The following is a 14,659-nucleotide window of genomic DNA, read 5'->3' as shown; positions in this document are numbered from 1 at the left end:
TCAGCCGACCTTCTCCGTCGGCTTTTTTGTGCCCTGGATTCAGGCAGCCTTCACCGAGGCATCCATCACGTCCAGGCTCTGACGAACGTGATTGATCTCCTGGCGGATCAAGTTTTTCTCGAAAGAACTGACGTGGTTATCATCCAGCGCCTGGTGCACTGCAATGGTCAGATCGGCGACCTCCTTGCCAACGTTGATAAGTGATTTGGTGAGCGCTTGCGGCTCCGGTGCAGATTTCGCGACGAGGTTGAAACCGAAATCGCTCGCCAGTGCCGCCAGAGGGCGCATGTCGCCGGTGTGCAGCAGAATCCCGAACAAATGCTCCACGGTCAGGTGGTGTGCGTCGTTGTCCGGGTTGGCGCGCTGAAGAAGGCCAACGTGCGGAACGCCCATCTTCGCAGCGAGGGTCTTGGCTTCGTTGTCCAGGACAGCGCTCTGGCAGGCCCGCAGAAAATCTTCCATTCGTAAAACCTCAAATTTATTTCCGTGGCGCCCTGCCAGTGCCTGGGCGATCATTTGTTCAGGCAGTGAGCAACTAATGCTCAGGCGGCTGTGCGCTTTGGGCGCGCCGGGATCGGGCGAATCTCATTCGCCTCAATGCGCCCATCGTAATAAAGAGTGACTTCGATGCTTCTGCCGGCTCGAACCATTTGCGAGATCGCGCTCTGGTTCACGCCGAGAGCAGCAGCGAGCGCGGCTTGAGTGCCGTGCTCTTCTAGGTATTTGCTCAAAGGGATCTTTTTCATGGAATTTCCACGGCTTGATATCTGCCATGGATAGTAGCAGCGCTGCTTTTTATCAGCAACAAAATACTAGCAGCGCTGTTTGCTTGGGTATCAGCTCTGCTAATACTCTTGTCCGCATGAAAATACGCCGCCCCCTTACCCCCGAAGAAATCGCCGAGAGCACCAGGCTCAAGGCCATCTACGAACAGCGGAAATCAGCTGCAAAAGCTGCCGGGCGTAGCCTCACGCAGGCGGATGTGGCCGAGGCTTGTGGCTGGTCTGGCCAGAGCGCTTTCAGTCAATACGCAACCGGCAAGGTGCCACTGAATGTAGAAGCGCTGCTGAAGCTCGCAAAGGCTTTGAATTTCGACGCGAGCGAGGTCAGTTCTCGACTGGTCTCTACTGTCGCCAACGTGCAGCAAGAGCGCATCCAACCCAGTGTCAAATTAGGAAATATCGAGACCTGGGACGACGATACCCCGCTCGATGACGATGAGGTCTACGTCCCCTTCCTTCACGAAGTTGAGCTTGCGGCCGGATCTGGCAAATTTGCGATCGAGGAAAATGCCAACTCACGCCTGCGCTTTAACAAAAAGGACCTGCGCCACAATGGCGTTCAGTTCAGCAATGCGAAGTGCGTGAAGGTCGGTGGTAACAGCATGGTTCCCGTGCTGCGCGACGGCGCAACGGTCGGCGTCAACGTGGGGAAAAACTCACTGAGCGATATCGTCGACGGCGAGATGTACGCCATTAACCACAACGGCCAACTTCGCGTGAAGCAGGTCTACCGGATCCCGATCGGCATTCGCCTGCGTAGCTTCAACCGGGACGAGCATCCAGACGAGGACTACACGTTCCAGCAGATCCAGGAGCAGCAGATCTCCATCCTGGGTCATGTGTTCTGGTGGGCAATGTACTCGCGGTGAGAAAAGGTCACCTACATAATCACCGTGGGATGGGTTACAGAATGCCGAAACATCCGTTAGAACAGACCGCGTCTGCTGCCGAAATACAGCGCTCCATTCAAACTCTCAATCGGATGGCGGAGAGTTTGTGGGGAGATGGTCGCCTTGCTGAAGCGGTTGCTCTGATTAATGCCCTCGATGATCTCAGCGGTGCCCTGGATAAAATCAGTAAAGGCGACAGCGGTGAGATGACGCTACATTGAGCCGACAGGTTGAATCGACCTGGTACAGGAGTGCCGATGGCTCGCCCGATTGAAATGCGAAAATCATTCGCCGCACGCCTCAGGCTCGCCTTGTGCAATGCCGGCGTACCTGAGTGCGATCATGCGAAATATCTGGGGAGGCTGGCTGTAGCAAACAGTCAACTCCCTACCAAATGGCTGCAAGGATTGTCCGAACCTACCCGCACAACCTTGACGCATATAGCGCTTAACCTCAACGTCAGAACTGAGTGGTTGCTAAACGGGTCTGGTGAGATGAGACGCGGCGAGGAGCAGGGGAATGATGCTGAACAAACTGAATCAAGACCTTCGCACTGACTTGCAGCAGGCCGCCGCCCTTCTCAAATGGTCCGGCGTGGATCTGATGCAGGCGGCTGCGAAGCTGTCCGAAACCGGACAGGGAGGCTAAAGAGCTGCTGAGGATCGCTGCTGGCTTCCAGGAAACTGAGAATGAGCTGGCCGCATATGCGAACGAAGTGACGATTCGACGAATAAAGCGGGATGCGGAAGAGCGCGGATGATCTCATTTAGAAATCTGGGCTTCTAGGGCAAGGTATGGGCCTGTGTTTGGACGGTGTTCCTGGTGCTGGCGTCAACCGAGTCAGACCTTAGCTGGATGGGAGGAGGCTCACCCGGCCGCAAGCGAGTTTTCAGTCTTGGATTCGTCATGCTGTGCATTTTCGTGGCGGTGGTTGAGCTGATACTGCTTAACCACTTTTCTGGTGCACAATGAGGTGAAGGCGGGAAGAATTGTGCGGAAGTAGATTAGCTGATGTACCGAACACCTATAAAGGCTGTGCAGGTTAGAAATTCAACTACTCGAATAGCAAAGGAACGTCGAAATGGCATCGGAACGCAAGCCTGTAACGATCCACTACCGCAAATTTTCCCGTCCTGATGGTGTACCAGTCACTCTGGAGTCGATGATCAGGTCGGCGATGGAGTCCACTGGACCGTCTGGCAGTACAATCAAAAATCGCTACCTTGAAAGGCTTTATGAACAAGGTAACGATAGTCTGTTCATCAACTGGTATAACGACTCAAACGAACAAACCTCATTCGTTTTTGGCGACATTCTTCACTTCACGAAAGGTCACCTTCAGGCCTTATGCCAGACTGCGGATGAAACTGCCGAGCTCGTTCCAGTTCATCAATTGCGTGCACCCGAACAATCAGAGTATGTGCATTCCGAAATGTTCTGGATGGTTAAAGATGATCATGCATTTATCGTCCAAAGCATGTCGCTTAAAACTGCTGAGTTTGAGGAGTACCTGTCGTGGCTGCTTAAGAGTAAGACTTCAATCATGCCGGCGACTGCCACTATAACGTTGAACGCTAAATTCGATGTAGATGAAGTGGGTGGAGATCTTGAGGATATTCAGGAAATCATCATTGGCGGCGTGGCCACGCCACCTCCGACTGTGCCTGATGATCCGCCTCAGACTGTTGAAAGGATTAGTGAAGTCACCCAAACAGGCCAGATTGACACCGGCAGGCGGACAGGTTGGGCGACAGCTCGGAAGATATTGAGCGAACTGCTGGGCGGGGACGCTAATGTGGCATCATTAATGGAAACAGTCCCCCCTGATGCGGAGCTGAATGTTCAAGTCCATATCGGCTTTCAAACGAAAAAAGGAAAATCGATCGCGTTGCGCTAGCGCAACTTGAAACAGGACTACGCAATCTGCCTGATAGCCAGCTCCAGGTCAGAGCAAAGGGTGGGAAAATAGGAGCTGACGGGTCAATTCGACTGCACCATAACGCTTCTATACGCCTCATCAAGGCTCAGGATGGTGACAACCAGATCATTGGTACGCTTTTAGACCCCATAGATGTGCAGCGTGCTACAGTTGAAGCGTATTCAAATTTTCTGGCAAACGGAAAAATACCTGAGTAGGCAAAATGCGGCTCATCGTGATCTCCAAGCTCGCTGCGATCATCCTCCCCTTGCGTCAGGGGTCGCAGCAGCCTACTGGACGCCACTGGCGTTCTGGTTCGACATGAAAGAAGGCCTGATCGCTTTTTTGGGGTTCCTTTGCGCAGCTGTCGTACAAGTCATGCCGATAACGGCGAACTTTCTTCAGTCTGATCAACTGAATCCCAGTGAGGCTGAACGCCTAACGCGCTCATTGACGAAGCAGCAACATTACTGGATCGCGCTTCTCAGCTGCTCCATTCTTGCAATGCTGATCATTATTATTAGCTCCGCAATGAAGACGCGTCTTGATGGTCTCACCCAAGAGTGGCACGGACTGACGTACTCCAGCATTCCTTGCTTTCTCATAGCCAGCACCACATGCTTCGTTATGGTAAAAATGCTTGGGTTGTTCGAGGGGATGCTTTCCCTGCACCACCTCAGAGGCGAATTGGTAGTGAACGCAGCCAAGCGCTCGGCTGGAATAAAAATGAAAGCAGTTCCATCTGCCGGAAAGGTGAACAAAGCGCTACCCGAGAATTACGGTCAGATTTTGCCTCCCCGACAATAAGAGCCCGGCCCAGCGCCGGGCTTCTTGTTTCTGGCAATCCCTGCTCATTGGTCTATCCTCAATGCGTGTGCCCTTCCGCGCGGGTTGGAAGCCCAAGCCCGCCAACTTCTCCCCTGAACGGCGGGCTTTTTTCTGTCCTACGTTCCGCCCTCGAGCCCTTCAGTTGCCTGGGCGAACATCTCTCCGGCCTTCCGCACGAGCTGACGCCACTCAGCAGCAGTAATCAGCCCGCCCTGCTCCATCGCATCGGCCATTTTGAGCAGTTCGTCGTATTGCTCCTCGGCGCCCATCCGGATTTCTGGATCCTCCAGCAGCTTATTCCACGTGGCCAGTGCTTCTTGCTTTCGTTCTTCTTTCATGGCGACTCACCTTATGGACTTTGGGTGAGTAGAGCATGCCTTTCGCTGGCTTGTTCAGGGGCAGCGACTGACGGTGCAGAAGATGGTGGCGCACAGCCACGAATGGTAAAATCCGCGTCTCCCTCAATGGATCAGGTTTTACGATATGGATAGTGGAAGTCCTACGGCTGGCTTTCTGTTTCTGGTGGTTGGCTTCGTACTCTATTTCCTGCCCACATTCGTTGCCTCAAGTCGGAAGCACCTCAATGGAACGTCGATTTTCCTAGTCAATCTTTTCCTTGGCTGGACGTTTCTAGGATGGGTCGTCGCATTGGTTTGGGCTTCCTCCGCAAACACAGAAAAACCAAAAAACAGTTTGGCGCTAGGGGCCGGCGCGCAGGCCGAGCGAGCCTGCCCTTTCTGCGCCGAAACGATAAAGAGCGCAGCCATCAAGTGCAAGCATTGCGGTGCAGATATTGAAGCTATTCAGGCCCCACGACTCCGAAACGGGTGGGTCGCATCGGTACCCTGTAAGGCAGGTGCAGAGCAGCTAAACACCATCGAGGCGATCAAGGCGCTAGGCCTGCCAGTTGTTCCAATGATTGGCGCGGCAGTTGGAGCCGGCCCTTTTGAAACGAAGGACGAAGCCAAACAAGCCTCAGCGCTCCTTCGGAATGAGCCGAGGCTCTTCAGCGAAATCATGTACCGGGATTCCGTAAGCGGAAAATACCCACCAATCCTCGACTGAACCCCGCTTTTCCCAAGCCCGCCATGTGCGGGCTTTTTTGCGCCCGCAGAAATTATTATCAGCAGCGCTATTTACATTTAATAACAGCACTGCTACTTTTATTCGCAAGCCAAACAGCAACGGCCCAGCAGCGAAAGCCGCGCCGCTCTTTAACAACCCGCGCCATAAACGATTACCCGGCTCACGCTGGGAGGTCAGCCCCGGCCATACCTGTGGGGCGAGATGAAGTCAGGTGAACAAAATCGCGCTGCCACTACTGGCGACCGGCGATCCGATAGCCCCGAAAGGCTACCAACGCGCAGAACTGCGACGGCGGACGAGGTGTTGACCGAACTGGCGAATGACCTGGTAGGAGGTGCGAGCAACACGGAATTTTTCACTGATGCACCCAGTCGCTGATTGGTCGGGTGCATTGGGAAAACAACCGAGGGCAACACGATGAACAAAGTACTTCGTATCACCCTTGCCGGAGAGCGCGAGGTGTTTGCGGACGCAGATCTGGACACCTGCATTCGCGAGGCGAACCGCATCAACACCGAGCGCGGCTACACCAACGGCGTGGGCGTGGTTGAGCTGGAAGATGGACAGCGTATGACGGCGGCCGACTGCAAGGCGGCTGCATGAGCCTTCGCGACCAGGGCTTCAAATTCTGCATCAGCCCAGACAAGCAGCAAGGCCGGTGGCTACACCCGACCGAATTCAAAGTTCTGCACTCCGACTGGACCGACGTTACGGAATGGCCGACCGAGAAACTGGTGACCTTCCTGATGCCGGAACCTAAACAGAAAGAGCTTTTCGCAGCATGACGATTTCACCGGTTGGCCTTGGCGACAGGGCCAGACGGAAAATCAACCGATCAAGCACGGAGCATCAAATGAGCGAACAAACACTTCAAGCGCTGCTCGCCGAGCGCGTCACTGCTTTCGCAAACAGCGACAAGCCAGTCGAAATCATCGATGAGCATGTAAAGAAGATGTTCACCAGCGTGGTCGACAGTTGCTTCGGCCGTTACGGCGAAATGGGCAAGCAGGTCGAGGAGGCAATCAAGGCCGCGCTGCCAGCCAATTTGACCGAAATTTTTGAGCTGACCCGCTACAACGCGATGGTCGCTGCTGCTTTGAAGGAGAAGTGGGAAAACAGCGGCGTCGAAGCTGACATGGTTCGCCTCGCGCAGAAGCAGATCGATGAGGTGCTGAACAAAGATGCGATGCCGGAAGTGATCAGCTTACAGGCGCTCCTGGAAGCCTTCGTCGAAGACCACAAAGAGTCGGCAGCCGAAGATCACTGGGAAGCTCCGGACATTCGCTTCCAGCCATCCGACTACGGAGGCATGCACATCTACTTCGACAAGGAACCGAAGGATCACGGGATTTCAACCTATTCCCGAAGCTCCGAGCGCAGCGAGTACATGCTCGGTAACGCGATCCACATCAGCTTCGACCGTCATGGGAAAGACCGAAACGAAAAAGGTCATGAGGTTGGCTCGGTGTACGCCGCCAAAATCGACAACGAGAAGATCAGCCAGACCCTGAAATTCCGTACAGCCTTCGAAAAAATGGTCGCCGCGCTCTACTTCGGCTCTTCGAAGATTGTCGTCGACTGCGATGAGGATGATTTCAGCTACGGCATTTACGACTGAACAACCATCGCCACGACAGCCTGCTTTTAACTGCCCGATCGTCTCGAACGAGGCTGCATCGGAATGTCGGCGCCCCATGAAAAAAGCTGATCCAAGCCAACTGTTTGTATGCGAATGGGCGGACGTAGTTGAGCATCTTGGTCAGGACCGACATTCCAATGCAACTTTGAAAGTTGGCCACTACCTAGCAAGAGAGTTTCAACAGCGAATACTACCTGACACAAACGGGAAGCTGTTCACGAAAACCTTGCCCAAAATCAAGAAGATACCTTCCCTTCTAGTCGGCAAAACCTGCAGATAATGGGTGCGGGCACCCAAGTGCAATGATAGCGGAACGGCGTCTTGCAACATTCACAGGTCGCTTCAGGCCATTCCTTATCTCTGCGTTCTTTACTCAGGGAATTTCTGAGCTGTCGCATCGAACCAAGATTGCTCGCGCTCATCACAATCGCTCCGGTTTTTCTTTGATCGTAGCAGGCCACTTCCACAAACGCTTTTGTCACTGACGAAATACCACTCGTCTGTTGTCTGAAAAAGTCCCTAGCGCAGAGCTCTCCCTGCCCTAAATCTCAGATGAAGGGGACAGTCAGGGAGCGCTCTGCGGTAGGGATTAGACCAATCGCAAATGTAGAAAAAATGAATTAGTAAATTGCCTTTTAAGTCAGGAAATATGAACGCAGTAAATCTGACGAGGTGACAGCAATGACTATCCAAGCAGAGACACTCGTACAACTGACCGAAGCACTGCAAGAGCGAGGTATGAATCTCGTTTCAGATGTCCACTTTACCCGCGCGCCATACCGGCACAACCACCTCTGGATCTGCACCGTAGCGTAACCATGCTCGTTGCCGGCGGCTCGGACTAAGACTCCACCGTCGGCCCCCTGCCCCGCCATATCGTTTCCCTCCCGACACCTACCCGACACCACCCGAATGCACTCCCCTCTGCGCCCAACGGCAACCAGCGGAGCGGATGAGTGCATCCGAGTTTTGTTGAATCAACGCCCCGCCACCCTGGAGACGACTATGTCAGCTCTACGCAAGCTCATCCCCAAAGACGACTTTCTCGATACGGAGGCTGGCCAGGAATGGCTGGCCGAGTCGGTCGACGATCTGCTGCGCCGACGCCATATCGAAGCGCCAAATCCGGTGGGCCGAAGCAAGGTTCTGGTGAACGCCGACCACTTGCCGGAAGCGCTGGCGGATCACATGGCCGCGAACCCAGATCCAGACCGGTATATCGAGAAGATCCTGATTGAGCTTGTCCGGTGCGGCGACGGCGGGATCTTGCACGCCTGGGCCGTCGAAGCCGTGGGCGGCGACCCGCTGATCGTTCGAGCGTTGGCCGGCGACCTGGTCGCGGTGCACGCCAACGAGTACCGCGATGCAAAACGCGAAAGTGATCGCGTTGAACAGGAGTGCGGCTTTTGAGCCCGCATATCCTGATCGACAAAGCTCTTGATGGCGTAACCGCCCCTTACGCCCATGAGGAAACAGGGCTGCTTGTACAGCAGATGATCACCCGCCTCTTCACTGACGGCGCCATCACCATCGATGAGTTCAACCACTACTGCGAGCGGCTGCGCGACATCTGTCGGCAGCGCAAGGAGACTGTATGAGTACGGCACCGGTTAAATCGCTGATCGATGAGCAACTCGACGACATCGAAAACAAGATCGCTTTGCTCGGCTTCGGCCTTCCTTTCAACGAGGTGATCGGTCGCAAGCGCGAGGAGTTGGTTTCGAACCTCCCGCAACGCCTGGCGCCGTCCATGAAGGGCAAACGGATCGCTGTGAAGGTTCGGCCGTGACCGGTCGCCAGCTTGCCCGCCGCATTCTGATCCGGCGCGGCTCGTTCTCCGCCATTGGCGTTTTCACCTTCCTGATGCTGCTCAGCGCCCTCGCCGACCGCATCACTCAATAAACCATGCATTCAATCGCTGCGCTGGGCGCGGCAAGGATTCCTCATGTCCACGAATACGCGGATCTGGGATCAGGTCAACACGACCGATCCAAGTGCCACAAAGAACTTCACCGGGATGGGCGGCTTCAAGGGCACAGCCATCAAACCGACCTACCTGATGCGTAAGGCCACTGAAGTATTCGGCCCGTGCGGTGAAGGCTGGGGCTGGACGATTCTTGAGGAGCGATTCGACGAAGGCGGTCCGTTGCAGGCACCAACCAAGGAATGGCCCACCGCGCCACTGATCAACGCGAAAGTCCACACGGTGAGAATTGAGCTTTGGTACCAGGGCGAAGGGGGACAGAAATGCACCGTGACGCACTACGGGCACACGCCGTTCGTACTCCTGCAGCAAGGCAAGATCATCACCGACTGGGAGGCGGCAAAGAAGTCGCTTACAGATGCAATCGGTAAATGCCTCCAGCCGCTCGGATTCGCCGCGGACATCCACATGGGACTGTTTGATGACGCCGCATATGTAGAGACGGTGCGTGATGAGGTTGCGATCGCCAAGGCAGAAGACAGGCAGGAAGAGGTCGACCGCCAGCAACAAGAGCGGCTGGAGTACATCAAGTCGGTCATCGAAACCATGAGCGGTGCGCAGTCCGCTCAGGAGCTGAAGAAAATACACGACGTTGCCGTGCGCAAACTGACCCTTCGCAAAGACACCAAGGGCGCCGAGCGAGTCTCGCTCGAGTGGAAACGAATCACCGAGGCAGCTGAGCGGGAGAACGCAGCATGACTCAACTTTACGCACTGACCGGCAAGCTCGCCGAACTTCAGGGAATGGCCGACACCGATGACGAGGGCCTGAAAGAAGCCCTGCAGCATGCAATGGACGAGATCCAAGGCGAGTTTGAGGTGAAGGCCGACAACATCGTCATGCTGCGTCGCAACATCGAGAGCGATATCGACGCCATCGATAAAGAGGTCGAGCGCCTGAACGAGCTCAAGCGAGTGAAGAAAAACAGCGTTACGCAAATCAGTGATTACCTGCGTAGGAACATGGAGGCCGCGTCGATCAAGTCGATCAAGCGCCCGCTGTTCACGATCACTTTGGCCTTGGCACCGGAAAAGGTGATCGTCGATAAGGAGGATGAGATCCCCGATGACTTTATCGAAACGAAGACTGTGTTCGCTCCTGACAAAAAGTCGATTGCGGCGAAGCTCAAGGAAATCCGTGATCACAACGACGCTATCCGCAAGCGCATCGAAGCCGGCGAAGACGCGGAGCAGGAACTGCTACCGGAACCAGCCTGGGCGCACCTTGAGCGCGGCGAAAGTTCGATCCGGATCAAGTGAGGCCAGCATGATCAGCAACCATCTCAACCTGGTCGAGCAGCGGCGCGGCGCTGCCGCCGCCCTTTCCGACCAGATCGCCCAGTACTTGGCCGCCAATGGAAAGATTGATCAGCTTGAAAGCCCGCCAATCAATCCAGAGCCCGCCAAGCGCTCCAACAAAATAGACCCTGAAACGGTCCTCAAGCGGCGCCCGAAGCCGATATCGGCAGCTGAACGAAAGGCGCTGCGCAAGATGGCGGACTCGCTATGAAATCGAAACGCAAACCCAACAACGGTTTCGCCCGGGCCGAGCGTAGTTGCCGGGCGCTGCTCAGCACCAACCATGTCGCGGTGGTGAACATCGACCCGAGCGGAAGCCAGATCATGGTGAACTGGAAGAACTGCCGCCAGATCCGGAGTCTGGCGATAGCCAACGCCCTCTTCGACTTCTCCTATCACTGGACCATTTACATCGCCGCCATGTGCCGCGATGAACTGGGCACCGAGTACCTCAAATCCACGGAGATCTCGCCGCAGGGCATGTACAAGGTCGAGCGCCTGACTGATGCGATCGAGCATTACTACCTGGAGCTGCGAAACGGCTGCAACCCGAACCACATACTCGCTTCAGGGTGGATCGCCATCCCTGCCGAGATCACGTTGGAAGAGACGCAAGCCGCGAAGCTGTTCTACGCCGCCGGCGCCTGGAATCAGGCGAAGGTCGCAGCGTGAAAAGAACCACCAACCGGACGGCCACGCGCCGCCGACAGACCTGGCTTGACTTGCCAGCCAGCGGAATTGAAGAGGTAGGCCATGGCCAAGAGCAACGCGCAATTGCAGAAGGACAAGCGCGCCAAGGAGAAGGCGTTGCTCGAGCGGATCGGCGCCGAGAAGCGCTCGCTGATTGTCTCGAAAGCGCTTGATGACGCCCTGCTTATTCTCGGCGAGCGCCACGACTTCGAGGAATGGCAAGAGACGGTTTCGACGTTCATCATCAATCTAGCTGCGTCGCCTGCCGAGGATTCGGAACGGTTCGCCAGCATGTCGCGACCGGAAATAGTCGTTAAGGATAAGTGGTCGCGGCAGCTTGAGGAATTTGCCGCGACCGGCGTCGAAGCGTAATTAATCGAAATCACCGGCAAGGCGCCGAGCTTCCTCGCGCCCCACTTCAAGGGCCTTTGCTACAGTGATATCCGCAGTGCCCAAGCGCTCGACCAAGACCCGCTCATCTATCAGGATTTCATGCGCGAGGCTTCCATCTTCTTCGTAAACCAAGACGAGCACATCCTCAACCACTCCGAATTGGCTTCCAACTCTCACGTCCGACTCCTGCTGCGAGACATGACGTCGAACATTTTCTTTAGCTGACGAATAGCGTCTCAAAAAATCGGAAAGCTTTTGGCTGCTCTGGCGCATCGAATGACTCCTTTTGTCGATTCGCAAACCTACCCCACTTCAAAACTATTCGCCACCACCGGTCACGGAGGGCGGCGCCTGACTGGAGAAATCCACGAGCCACAACTGCACATATGTCCGGCAGCACTATCAAGTGCCCGCCGAAATCGGCCGCCGCGTCATCGCCTACGGTAAGCCCGGTACCATTCTTGCGGATCGCGGCCACTACATCGGTGTAGTACTGGACGAAGACCCGAAGAAACGGATCAGCAACTATCACCCGACCCATGAAATGCAATACGGGGAGATGGCCGAGACGTTGCCGCTCAAAGAGTGGTTGGTCCTACCGTTCAAGCATGACTGGGACGACCTCGACTGGAATCGGGAAGCCCGCGAAGACCTCGTCAGGGTGTGGGCAGCCACTCGCAGTCAGGCCAAATACAAGGCCTACGAGCGGCTTCAGGATTACTTCCACAGCATCAAGGCGATGTTGCATTTCAAAGTGCGCCGCGCCTGATCCAACGCTCGTTTGTGCCAATAAATGCAAGCTGACCGATTAGAACTTGCTCGGGCACTTGAACAACTGAATGCTCGCACTACTGAGCTTTGGGTAGCTGCCCAGCACATACAGAGTCTGCACATTGTTTTTCTGAGCAATGAACCCTTCACAGCTGTATCCGCATGACGCGCTTGTCGTGAAGCACACATTTTCGCCGGTCAGCTCAAAGAGGTCATGAGGCCACGAAAGGCAGTCGTATTTCCCGCCAATTGGACACGTGATCTGCTGAATATCTCCTGCAGCGAGTATTTGCGACCCTGGAAGACTTTGCATTTCACCGTAAGCAAATGCTTGGGCACTCGATGCAACGACGCTCGTTGCGAGTATCAGCTTTAAAAAATTCAACACCACTCCTTGATCCGGCCCCATGCCGGGCCGAACACAAATACCCCACTTCTACGAATCACGCCAGCCGGCGAGGATCCCCTATGCCACCCTCTTACCAGATCCTGGTCGGCGACTGCCTTGAGTTGCTGCGTCGGATGCCCGATTGCAGCGTCGACAGCGTGGTCACCGACCCGCCATACGGCCTGTCTTTCATGGGCAAGAAATGGGACTACGACGTTCCTACGACCGAAGTCTGGGCTGAGTGCTTGCGCGTTCTCAAACCAGGCGGTCACTTGCTGGCCTTCGCCGGAACGCGCACCCAGCACCGAATGGCAGTCCGTATCGAGGATGCCGGCTTCGAGATCCGAGACATGATTGCTTGGGTATACGGGTCGGGCTTTCCGAAGTCGCACAACCTCGGCGGTTCGCACGCTGGCTGGGGTACAGCATTAAAACCTGCGCTCGAGCCAATCACCGTTGCTCGCAAACCTTTCTCCGGAACAGTCGCCGCCAACGTCATCGCCCACGGAACGGGCGCACTGAATATCGATCGGAGCCGAGTGAGCACCGGAGAAGACACGGCGCGGATCAGCAATGGAGCCATCAAGGGCGGCAATTTCGCCTCAGGGGGATCTGCGCCAGGCCCGATCGCCGGCGGTCATTCAGCCGGACGATGGCCGGCAAACCTTATCCATGACGGCAGCGACGAGGTCGTCGCACTGTTCCCCACTCAAGCGGGCGCAGCGGCGCAGGTGACTGGCAACGAACCAACGGCCAATGGCTTCAGCGGCTCAGTCAAGTACAGCGGCATGCGAGAGCGGGTTGCCGGCGCCTTCCACGACGATAGTGGGAGCGCCGCCCGGTTCTTCTACTGCGCCAAGACCAGCCGCAAAGACCGAAATGAAGGACTGATCAGCTCGGACTCCCCCGCTGTCGGCAGGGACGCGACCATGCGCCACTGCGAGACGGCTGAGTGGAGTATTCGAAACGGCAACAGCCATCCCACGGTGAAGCCGACTGACCTAATGGCCTACCTGCTGCGCCTTGTGACGCCTACCGGCGGCGTGGCGCTCGATCCATTCATGGGCAGCGGAAGCACAGGCAAGGCCGCAATTCGCGAAGGCTTCCACTTCATCGGATGCGAAATTGACGAGCAGTACGTGGCGATCGCCCGGGCGAGAATTGAGCACGAATTTTCGCGGGTGGCAGAGGAGGCGATTGAAAGCGATCAGCTCGAGCTGTTCGATGCTGCGTGCGCTGAACCCCAATAACCAATCACCCTACCTTGGCGAAGCCAGAGACTGCACGGAGATTGCCTCGTCGAGGCAAGAAAGTGGAATCACGAATTAGATCTCGCATCTTGCTCCAATAGATCAAGCTCCTTCATCCATCGATCAATCAATGCGGCGTTAGCTTTAACTTTATTTACAACGTCTAAAAGTATTATTGGTTCTGGATATTGCGTGAGCTTTTCCGCTATGAACTCACCAAAATTGCTAACTTCGCGCAAGGCAACCAAAAAGTGAACCATCTCATTTGATAAAGCGGTGACAGGGATTTCACGTAGCATTGCCGCTGACTGTTTAAGATCGTGCGAAACCGATTGACGCTCAGGATCTGCCCACTTGCGATTATATAGAAAGACTGATACCAGGCGTTTGTGGGTTTCGGCTACGTGATTCATCAGTGCGTAAGTTGCGCTGATTCCATCCAGCCGCTGTTTCAGAGCTGAGTCCTCACGCTGTCTCTGTTGCGTGTAATTTTGATAGTAAGGAATAGCGATCGCAACAACGATGGCGACCATGGCTCCAATCGCCTGCGCCCATCCCGCCGCATCACCGGGCAACCACCCGCTGCGAACCCAATATGCAACTGCCCCCACAAGCAGCCAGAGTGTAGAACCCAAAACAAGCAATACCCACATCGTCCAAATGGTGTATCGAGCAATTCGTTCGAAAAAAGACCTTTCCAATACCATCCCCTAAACAATTAGAAATTCTACTCAGACCCTAA

The 14,659-nt window shown here is 55.4% G+C and carries 25 protein-coding genes; 19 read left to right on the top strand and 6 right to left on the bottom strand.

Annotated features, from left to right (window positions below):
• Positions 1-39: 39 nt before the first annotated feature.
• Both R1A29_RS12335 and R1A29_RS12330 read right to left on the bottom strand, forming a co-directional pair.
• A complete protein-coding gene (locus R1A29_RS12335; RefSeq protein WP_438302036.1) occupies positions 40-462 on the bottom strand; it encodes a phage regulatory CII family protein in 423 nt (140 codons plus the stop codon).
• 80 nt (positions 463-542) lie between these two features.
• The gene (locus tag R1A29_RS12330) at positions 543-746 is read right to left on the bottom strand and encodes a Cro/CI family transcriptional regulator (RefSeq protein ID WP_438301659.1); all 204 of its coding nucleotides are present in this window, start codon (positions 744-746) and stop codon (positions 543-545) included.
• Between the two features lie 116 nt (positions 747-862).
• Between R1A29_RS12330 and R1A29_RS12325 the strand changes: the two genes are divergently transcribed.
• The 5 genes from R1A29_RS12325 to R1A29_RS12305 all read left to right on the top strand — a co-directional run bounded on the left by R1A29_RS12325 (position 863) and on the right by R1A29_RS12305 (position 4,397).
• Positions 863-1,651 carry a LexA family transcriptional regulator gene (locus tag R1A29_RS12325; RefSeq protein ID WP_438302035.1) on the top strand — a complete coding sequence of 263 codons (789 nt, stop codon included), beginning with the start codon at positions 863-865 and terminating at the stop codon, positions 1,649-1,651.
• 41 nt (positions 1,652-1,692) lie between these two features.
• Entirely contained in the window at positions 1,693-1,893 is a 201-nt protein-coding gene (locus R1A29_RS12320) for a hypothetical protein (protein WP_438301658.1), read from the top strand.
• Between the two features lie 298 nt (positions 1,894-2,191).
• Positions 2,192-2,320, top strand: coding sequence for a hypothetical protein (locus tag R1A29_RS12315; RefSeq protein ID WP_438301657.1), 129 nt, complete (start codon positions 2,192-2,194; stop codon positions 2,318-2,320).
• Between the two features lie 433 nt (positions 2,321-2,753).
• A complete protein-coding gene (locus R1A29_RS12310) occupies positions 2,754-3,569 on the top strand; it encodes a hypothetical protein (RefSeq protein WP_438301656.1) in 816 nt (271 codons plus the stop codon).
• Positions 3,570-3,761: 192 nt separating this feature from the next.
• Entirely contained in the window at positions 3,762-4,397 is a 636-nt protein-coding gene (locus R1A29_RS12305) for a hypothetical protein (protein ID WP_438301655.1), read from the top strand.
• Between the two features lie 137 nt (positions 4,398-4,534).
• Here R1A29_RS12305 and R1A29_RS12300 read toward each other — a convergent pair whose 3' ends face one another.
• On the bottom strand, positions 4,535-4,756 hold the full coding sequence (locus R1A29_RS12300) for a hypothetical protein (RefSeq protein WP_438301654.1): 222 nt from the start codon (positions 4,754-4,756) through the stop codon (positions 4,535-4,537).
• Positions 4,757-4,901: 145 nt separating this feature from the next.
• Here R1A29_RS12300 and R1A29_RS12295 point away from each other — a divergent pair, with 145 nt between their 5' ends.
• From R1A29_RS12295 to R1A29_RS12240, 12 genes are all read left to right on the top strand, one after another.
• Positions 4,902-5,483, top strand: a complete 582-nt coding sequence (locus tag R1A29_RS12295; RefSeq protein WP_438301653.1) for a superinfection immunity protein — start codon at positions 4,902-4,904, stop codon at positions 5,481-5,483.
• Positions 5,484-5,921: 438 nt separating this feature from the next.
• Positions 5,922-6,107 carry a hypothetical protein gene (locus R1A29_RS12290; protein WP_438301652.1) on the top strand — a complete coding sequence of 62 codons (186 nt, stop codon included), beginning with the start codon at positions 5,922-5,924 and terminating at the stop codon, positions 6,105-6,107.
• Positions 6,104-6,289 carry a hypothetical protein gene (locus tag R1A29_RS12285; RefSeq protein WP_438301651.1) on the top strand — a complete coding sequence of 62 codons (186 nt, stop codon included), beginning with the start codon at positions 6,104-6,106 and terminating at the stop codon, positions 6,287-6,289. Before R1A29_RS12290 ends, R1A29_RS12285 begins: the two co-directional genes overlap by 4 nt.
• Complete coding sequence (locus tag R1A29_RS12280; protein WP_438301650.1) at positions 6,286-7,122, top strand: hypothetical protein; 837 nt, start codon at positions 6,286-6,288, stop codon at positions 7,120-7,122. The genes R1A29_RS12285 and R1A29_RS12280 overlap by 4 nt, the downstream gene beginning before the upstream one ends.
• Positions 7,123-8,148: 1,026 nt before the next feature.
• Complete coding sequence (locus R1A29_RS12275; RefSeq protein ID WP_438301649.1) at positions 8,149-8,553, top strand: hypothetical protein; 405 nt, start codon at positions 8,149-8,151, stop codon at positions 8,551-8,553.
• The gene (locus R1A29_RS12270; protein ID WP_438301648.1) at positions 8,550-8,741 is read left to right on the top strand and encodes a hypothetical protein; all 192 of its coding nucleotides are present in this window, start codon (positions 8,550-8,552) and stop codon (positions 8,739-8,741) included. Before R1A29_RS12275 ends, R1A29_RS12270 begins: the two co-directional genes overlap by 4 nt.
• Positions 8,738-8,932: a hypothetical protein gene (locus R1A29_RS12265; RefSeq protein WP_119428319.1), complete on the top strand. Its 195-nt coding sequence runs from the start codon at positions 8,738-8,740 to the stop codon at positions 8,930-8,932. Before R1A29_RS12270 ends, R1A29_RS12265 begins: the two co-directional genes overlap by 4 nt.
• 156 nt (positions 8,933-9,088) lie before the next feature.
• Entirely contained in the window at positions 9,089-9,826 is a 738-nt protein-coding gene (locus R1A29_RS12260) for a hypothetical protein (RefSeq protein WP_438301647.1), read from the top strand.
• Positions 9,823-10,386, top strand: coding sequence for a siphovirus Gp157 family protein (locus R1A29_RS12255; protein WP_438301646.1), 564 nt, complete (start codon positions 9,823-9,825; stop codon positions 10,384-10,386). Before R1A29_RS12260 ends, R1A29_RS12255 begins: the two co-directional genes overlap by 4 nt.
• A 7-nt stretch (positions 10,387-10,393) precedes the next feature.
• Positions 10,394-10,636: a hypothetical protein gene (locus tag R1A29_RS12250; RefSeq protein ID WP_438301645.1), complete on the top strand. Its 243-nt coding sequence runs from the start codon at positions 10,394-10,396 to the stop codon at positions 10,634-10,636.
• Positions 10,633-11,097 carry a hypothetical protein gene (locus R1A29_RS12245; RefSeq protein WP_438301644.1) on the top strand — a complete coding sequence of 155 codons (465 nt, stop codon included), beginning with the start codon at positions 10,633-10,635 and terminating at the stop codon, positions 11,095-11,097. Before R1A29_RS12250 ends, R1A29_RS12245 begins: the two co-directional genes overlap by 4 nt.
• A gap of 81 nt (positions 11,098-11,178) precedes the next feature.
• Complete coding sequence (locus tag R1A29_RS12240; RefSeq protein WP_438301643.1) at positions 11,179-11,487, top strand: hypothetical protein; 309 nt, start codon at positions 11,179-11,181, stop codon at positions 11,485-11,487.
• On the opposite strand, the gene R1A29_RS12235 is transcribed toward R1A29_RS12240, so the two are convergent.
• A complete protein-coding gene (locus R1A29_RS12235) occupies positions 11,488-11,781 on the bottom strand; it encodes a hypothetical protein (RefSeq protein ID WP_438301642.1) in 294 nt (97 codons plus the stop codon).
• Positions 11,782-11,914: 133 nt separating this feature from the next.
• Here R1A29_RS12235 and R1A29_RS12230 point away from each other — a divergent pair, with 133 nt between their 5' ends.
• Positions 11,915-12,277 (top strand): hypothetical protein, encoded by a 363-nt coding sequence (locus R1A29_RS12230; RefSeq protein WP_438301641.1) that lies wholly within the window; start codon positions 11,915-11,917, stop codon positions 12,275-12,277.
• Between the two features lie 39 nt (positions 12,278-12,316).
• Here R1A29_RS12230 and R1A29_RS12225 read toward each other — a convergent pair whose 3' ends face one another.
• Complete coding sequence (locus tag R1A29_RS12225) at positions 12,317-12,667, bottom strand: hypothetical protein (RefSeq protein WP_438301640.1); 351 nt, start codon at positions 12,665-12,667, stop codon at positions 12,317-12,319.
• Positions 12,668-12,747: 80 nt separating this feature from the next.
• On the opposite strand from R1A29_RS12225, the gene R1A29_RS12220 reads away from it, so the two are divergent.
• Positions 12,748-13,917, top strand: a complete 1,170-nt coding sequence (locus R1A29_RS12220) for a DNA-methyltransferase (protein WP_438301639.1) — start codon at positions 12,748-12,750, stop codon at positions 13,915-13,917.
• A 68-nt stretch (positions 13,918-13,985) separates the two neighbouring features.
• Here R1A29_RS12220 and R1A29_RS12215 read toward each other — a convergent pair whose 3' ends face one another.
• Complete coding sequence (locus R1A29_RS12215; protein ID WP_438301638.1) at positions 13,986-14,450, bottom strand: hypothetical protein; 465 nt, start codon at positions 14,448-14,450, stop codon at positions 13,986-13,988.
• Positions 14,451-14,659 lie beyond the last annotated feature (209 nt).

Source organism: Pseudomonas sp. NMS19W (assembly GCF_051554255.1).
Lineage (GTDB): Bacteria > Pseudomonadota > Gammaproteobacteria > Pseudomonadales > Pseudomonadaceae > Aquipseudomonas > Aquipseudomonas kribbensis.
The sequence above is the reverse complement of the archived record's forward strand: the minus strand, read 5'-3'. Positions and strand labels throughout refer to the sequence as shown.

What these genes read in the sequence shown, in the direction of transcription:
- R1A29_RS12335 (WP_438302036.1), bottom strand. Translation starts at nt 462, where the DNA reads ATGGAAGATTTTCTGCGGGCCTGCCAGAGCGCTGTCCTGGACAACGAA.
- R1A29_RS12330 (WP_438301659.1), bottom strand. Translation starts at nt 746, where the DNA reads ATGAAAAAGATCCCTTTGAGCAAATACCTAGAAGAGCACGGCACTCAA.
- R1A29_RS12325 (WP_438302035.1), top strand. Translation starts at nt 863, where the DNA reads ATGAAAATACGCCGCCCCCTTACCCCCGAAGAAATCGCCGAGAGCACC.
- R1A29_RS12320 (WP_438301658.1), top strand. Translation starts at nt 1,693, where the DNA reads ATGCCGAAACATCCGTTAGAACAGACCGCGTCTGCTGCCGAAATACAG.
- R1A29_RS12315 (WP_438301657.1), top strand. Translation starts at nt 2,192, where the DNA reads ATGATGCTGAACAAACTGAATCAAGACCTTCGCACTGACTTGCAGCAG.
- R1A29_RS12310 (WP_438301656.1), top strand. Translation starts at nt 2,754, where the DNA reads ATGGCATCGGAACGCAAGCCTGTAACGATCCACTACCGCAAATTTTCC.
- R1A29_RS12300 (WP_438301654.1), bottom strand. Translation starts at nt 4,756, where the DNA reads ATGAAAGAAGAACGAAAGCAAGAAGCACTGGCCACGTGGAATAAGCTG.
- R1A29_RS12295 (WP_438301653.1), top strand. Translation starts at nt 4,902, where the DNA reads ATGGATAGTGGAAGTCCTACGGCTGGCTTTCTGTTTCTGGTGGTTGGC.
- R1A29_RS12290 (WP_438301652.1), top strand. Translation starts at nt 5,922, where the DNA reads ATGAACAAAGTACTTCGTATCACCCTTGCCGGAGAGCGCGAGGTGTTT.
- R1A29_RS12285 (WP_438301651.1), top strand. Translation starts at nt 6,104, where the DNA reads ATGAGCCTTCGCGACCAGGGCTTCAAATTCTGCATCAGCCCAGACAAG.
- R1A29_RS12280 (WP_438301650.1), top strand. Translation starts at nt 6,286, where the DNA reads ATGACGATTTCACCGGTTGGCCTTGGCGACAGGGCCAGACGGAAAATC.
- R1A29_RS12275 (WP_438301649.1), top strand. Translation starts at nt 8,149, where the DNA reads ATGTCAGCTCTACGCAAGCTCATCCCCAAAGACGACTTTCTCGATACG.
- R1A29_RS12265 (WP_119428319.1), top strand. Translation starts at nt 8,738, where the DNA reads ATGAGTACGGCACCGGTTAAATCGCTGATCGATGAGCAACTCGACGAC.
- R1A29_RS12260 (WP_438301647.1), top strand. Translation starts at nt 9,089, where the DNA reads ATGTCCACGAATACGCGGATCTGGGATCAGGTCAACACGACCGATCCA.
- R1A29_RS12255 (WP_438301646.1), top strand. Translation starts at nt 9,823, where the DNA reads ATGACTCAACTTTACGCACTGACCGGCAAGCTCGCCGAACTTCAGGGA.
- R1A29_RS12250 (WP_438301645.1), top strand. Translation starts at nt 10,394, where the DNA reads ATGATCAGCAACCATCTCAACCTGGTCGAGCAGCGGCGCGGCGCTGCC.
- R1A29_RS12245 (WP_438301644.1), top strand. Translation starts at nt 10,633, where the DNA reads ATGAAATCGAAACGCAAACCCAACAACGGTTTCGCCCGGGCCGAGCGT.
- R1A29_RS12240 (WP_438301643.1), top strand. Translation starts at nt 11,179, where the DNA reads ATGGCCAAGAGCAACGCGCAATTGCAGAAGGACAAGCGCGCCAAGGAG.
- R1A29_RS12235 (WP_438301642.1), bottom strand. Translation starts at nt 11,781, where the DNA reads ATGCGCCAGAGCAGCCAAAAGCTTTCCGATTTTTTGAGACGCTATTCG.
- R1A29_RS12220 (WP_438301639.1), top strand. Translation starts at nt 12,748, where the DNA reads ATGCCACCCTCTTACCAGATCCTGGTCGGCGACTGCCTTGAGTTGCTG.
- R1A29_RS12215 (WP_438301638.1), bottom strand. Translation starts at nt 14,450, where the DNA reads ATGGTCGCCATCGTTGTTGCGATCGCTATTCCTTACTATCAAAATTAC.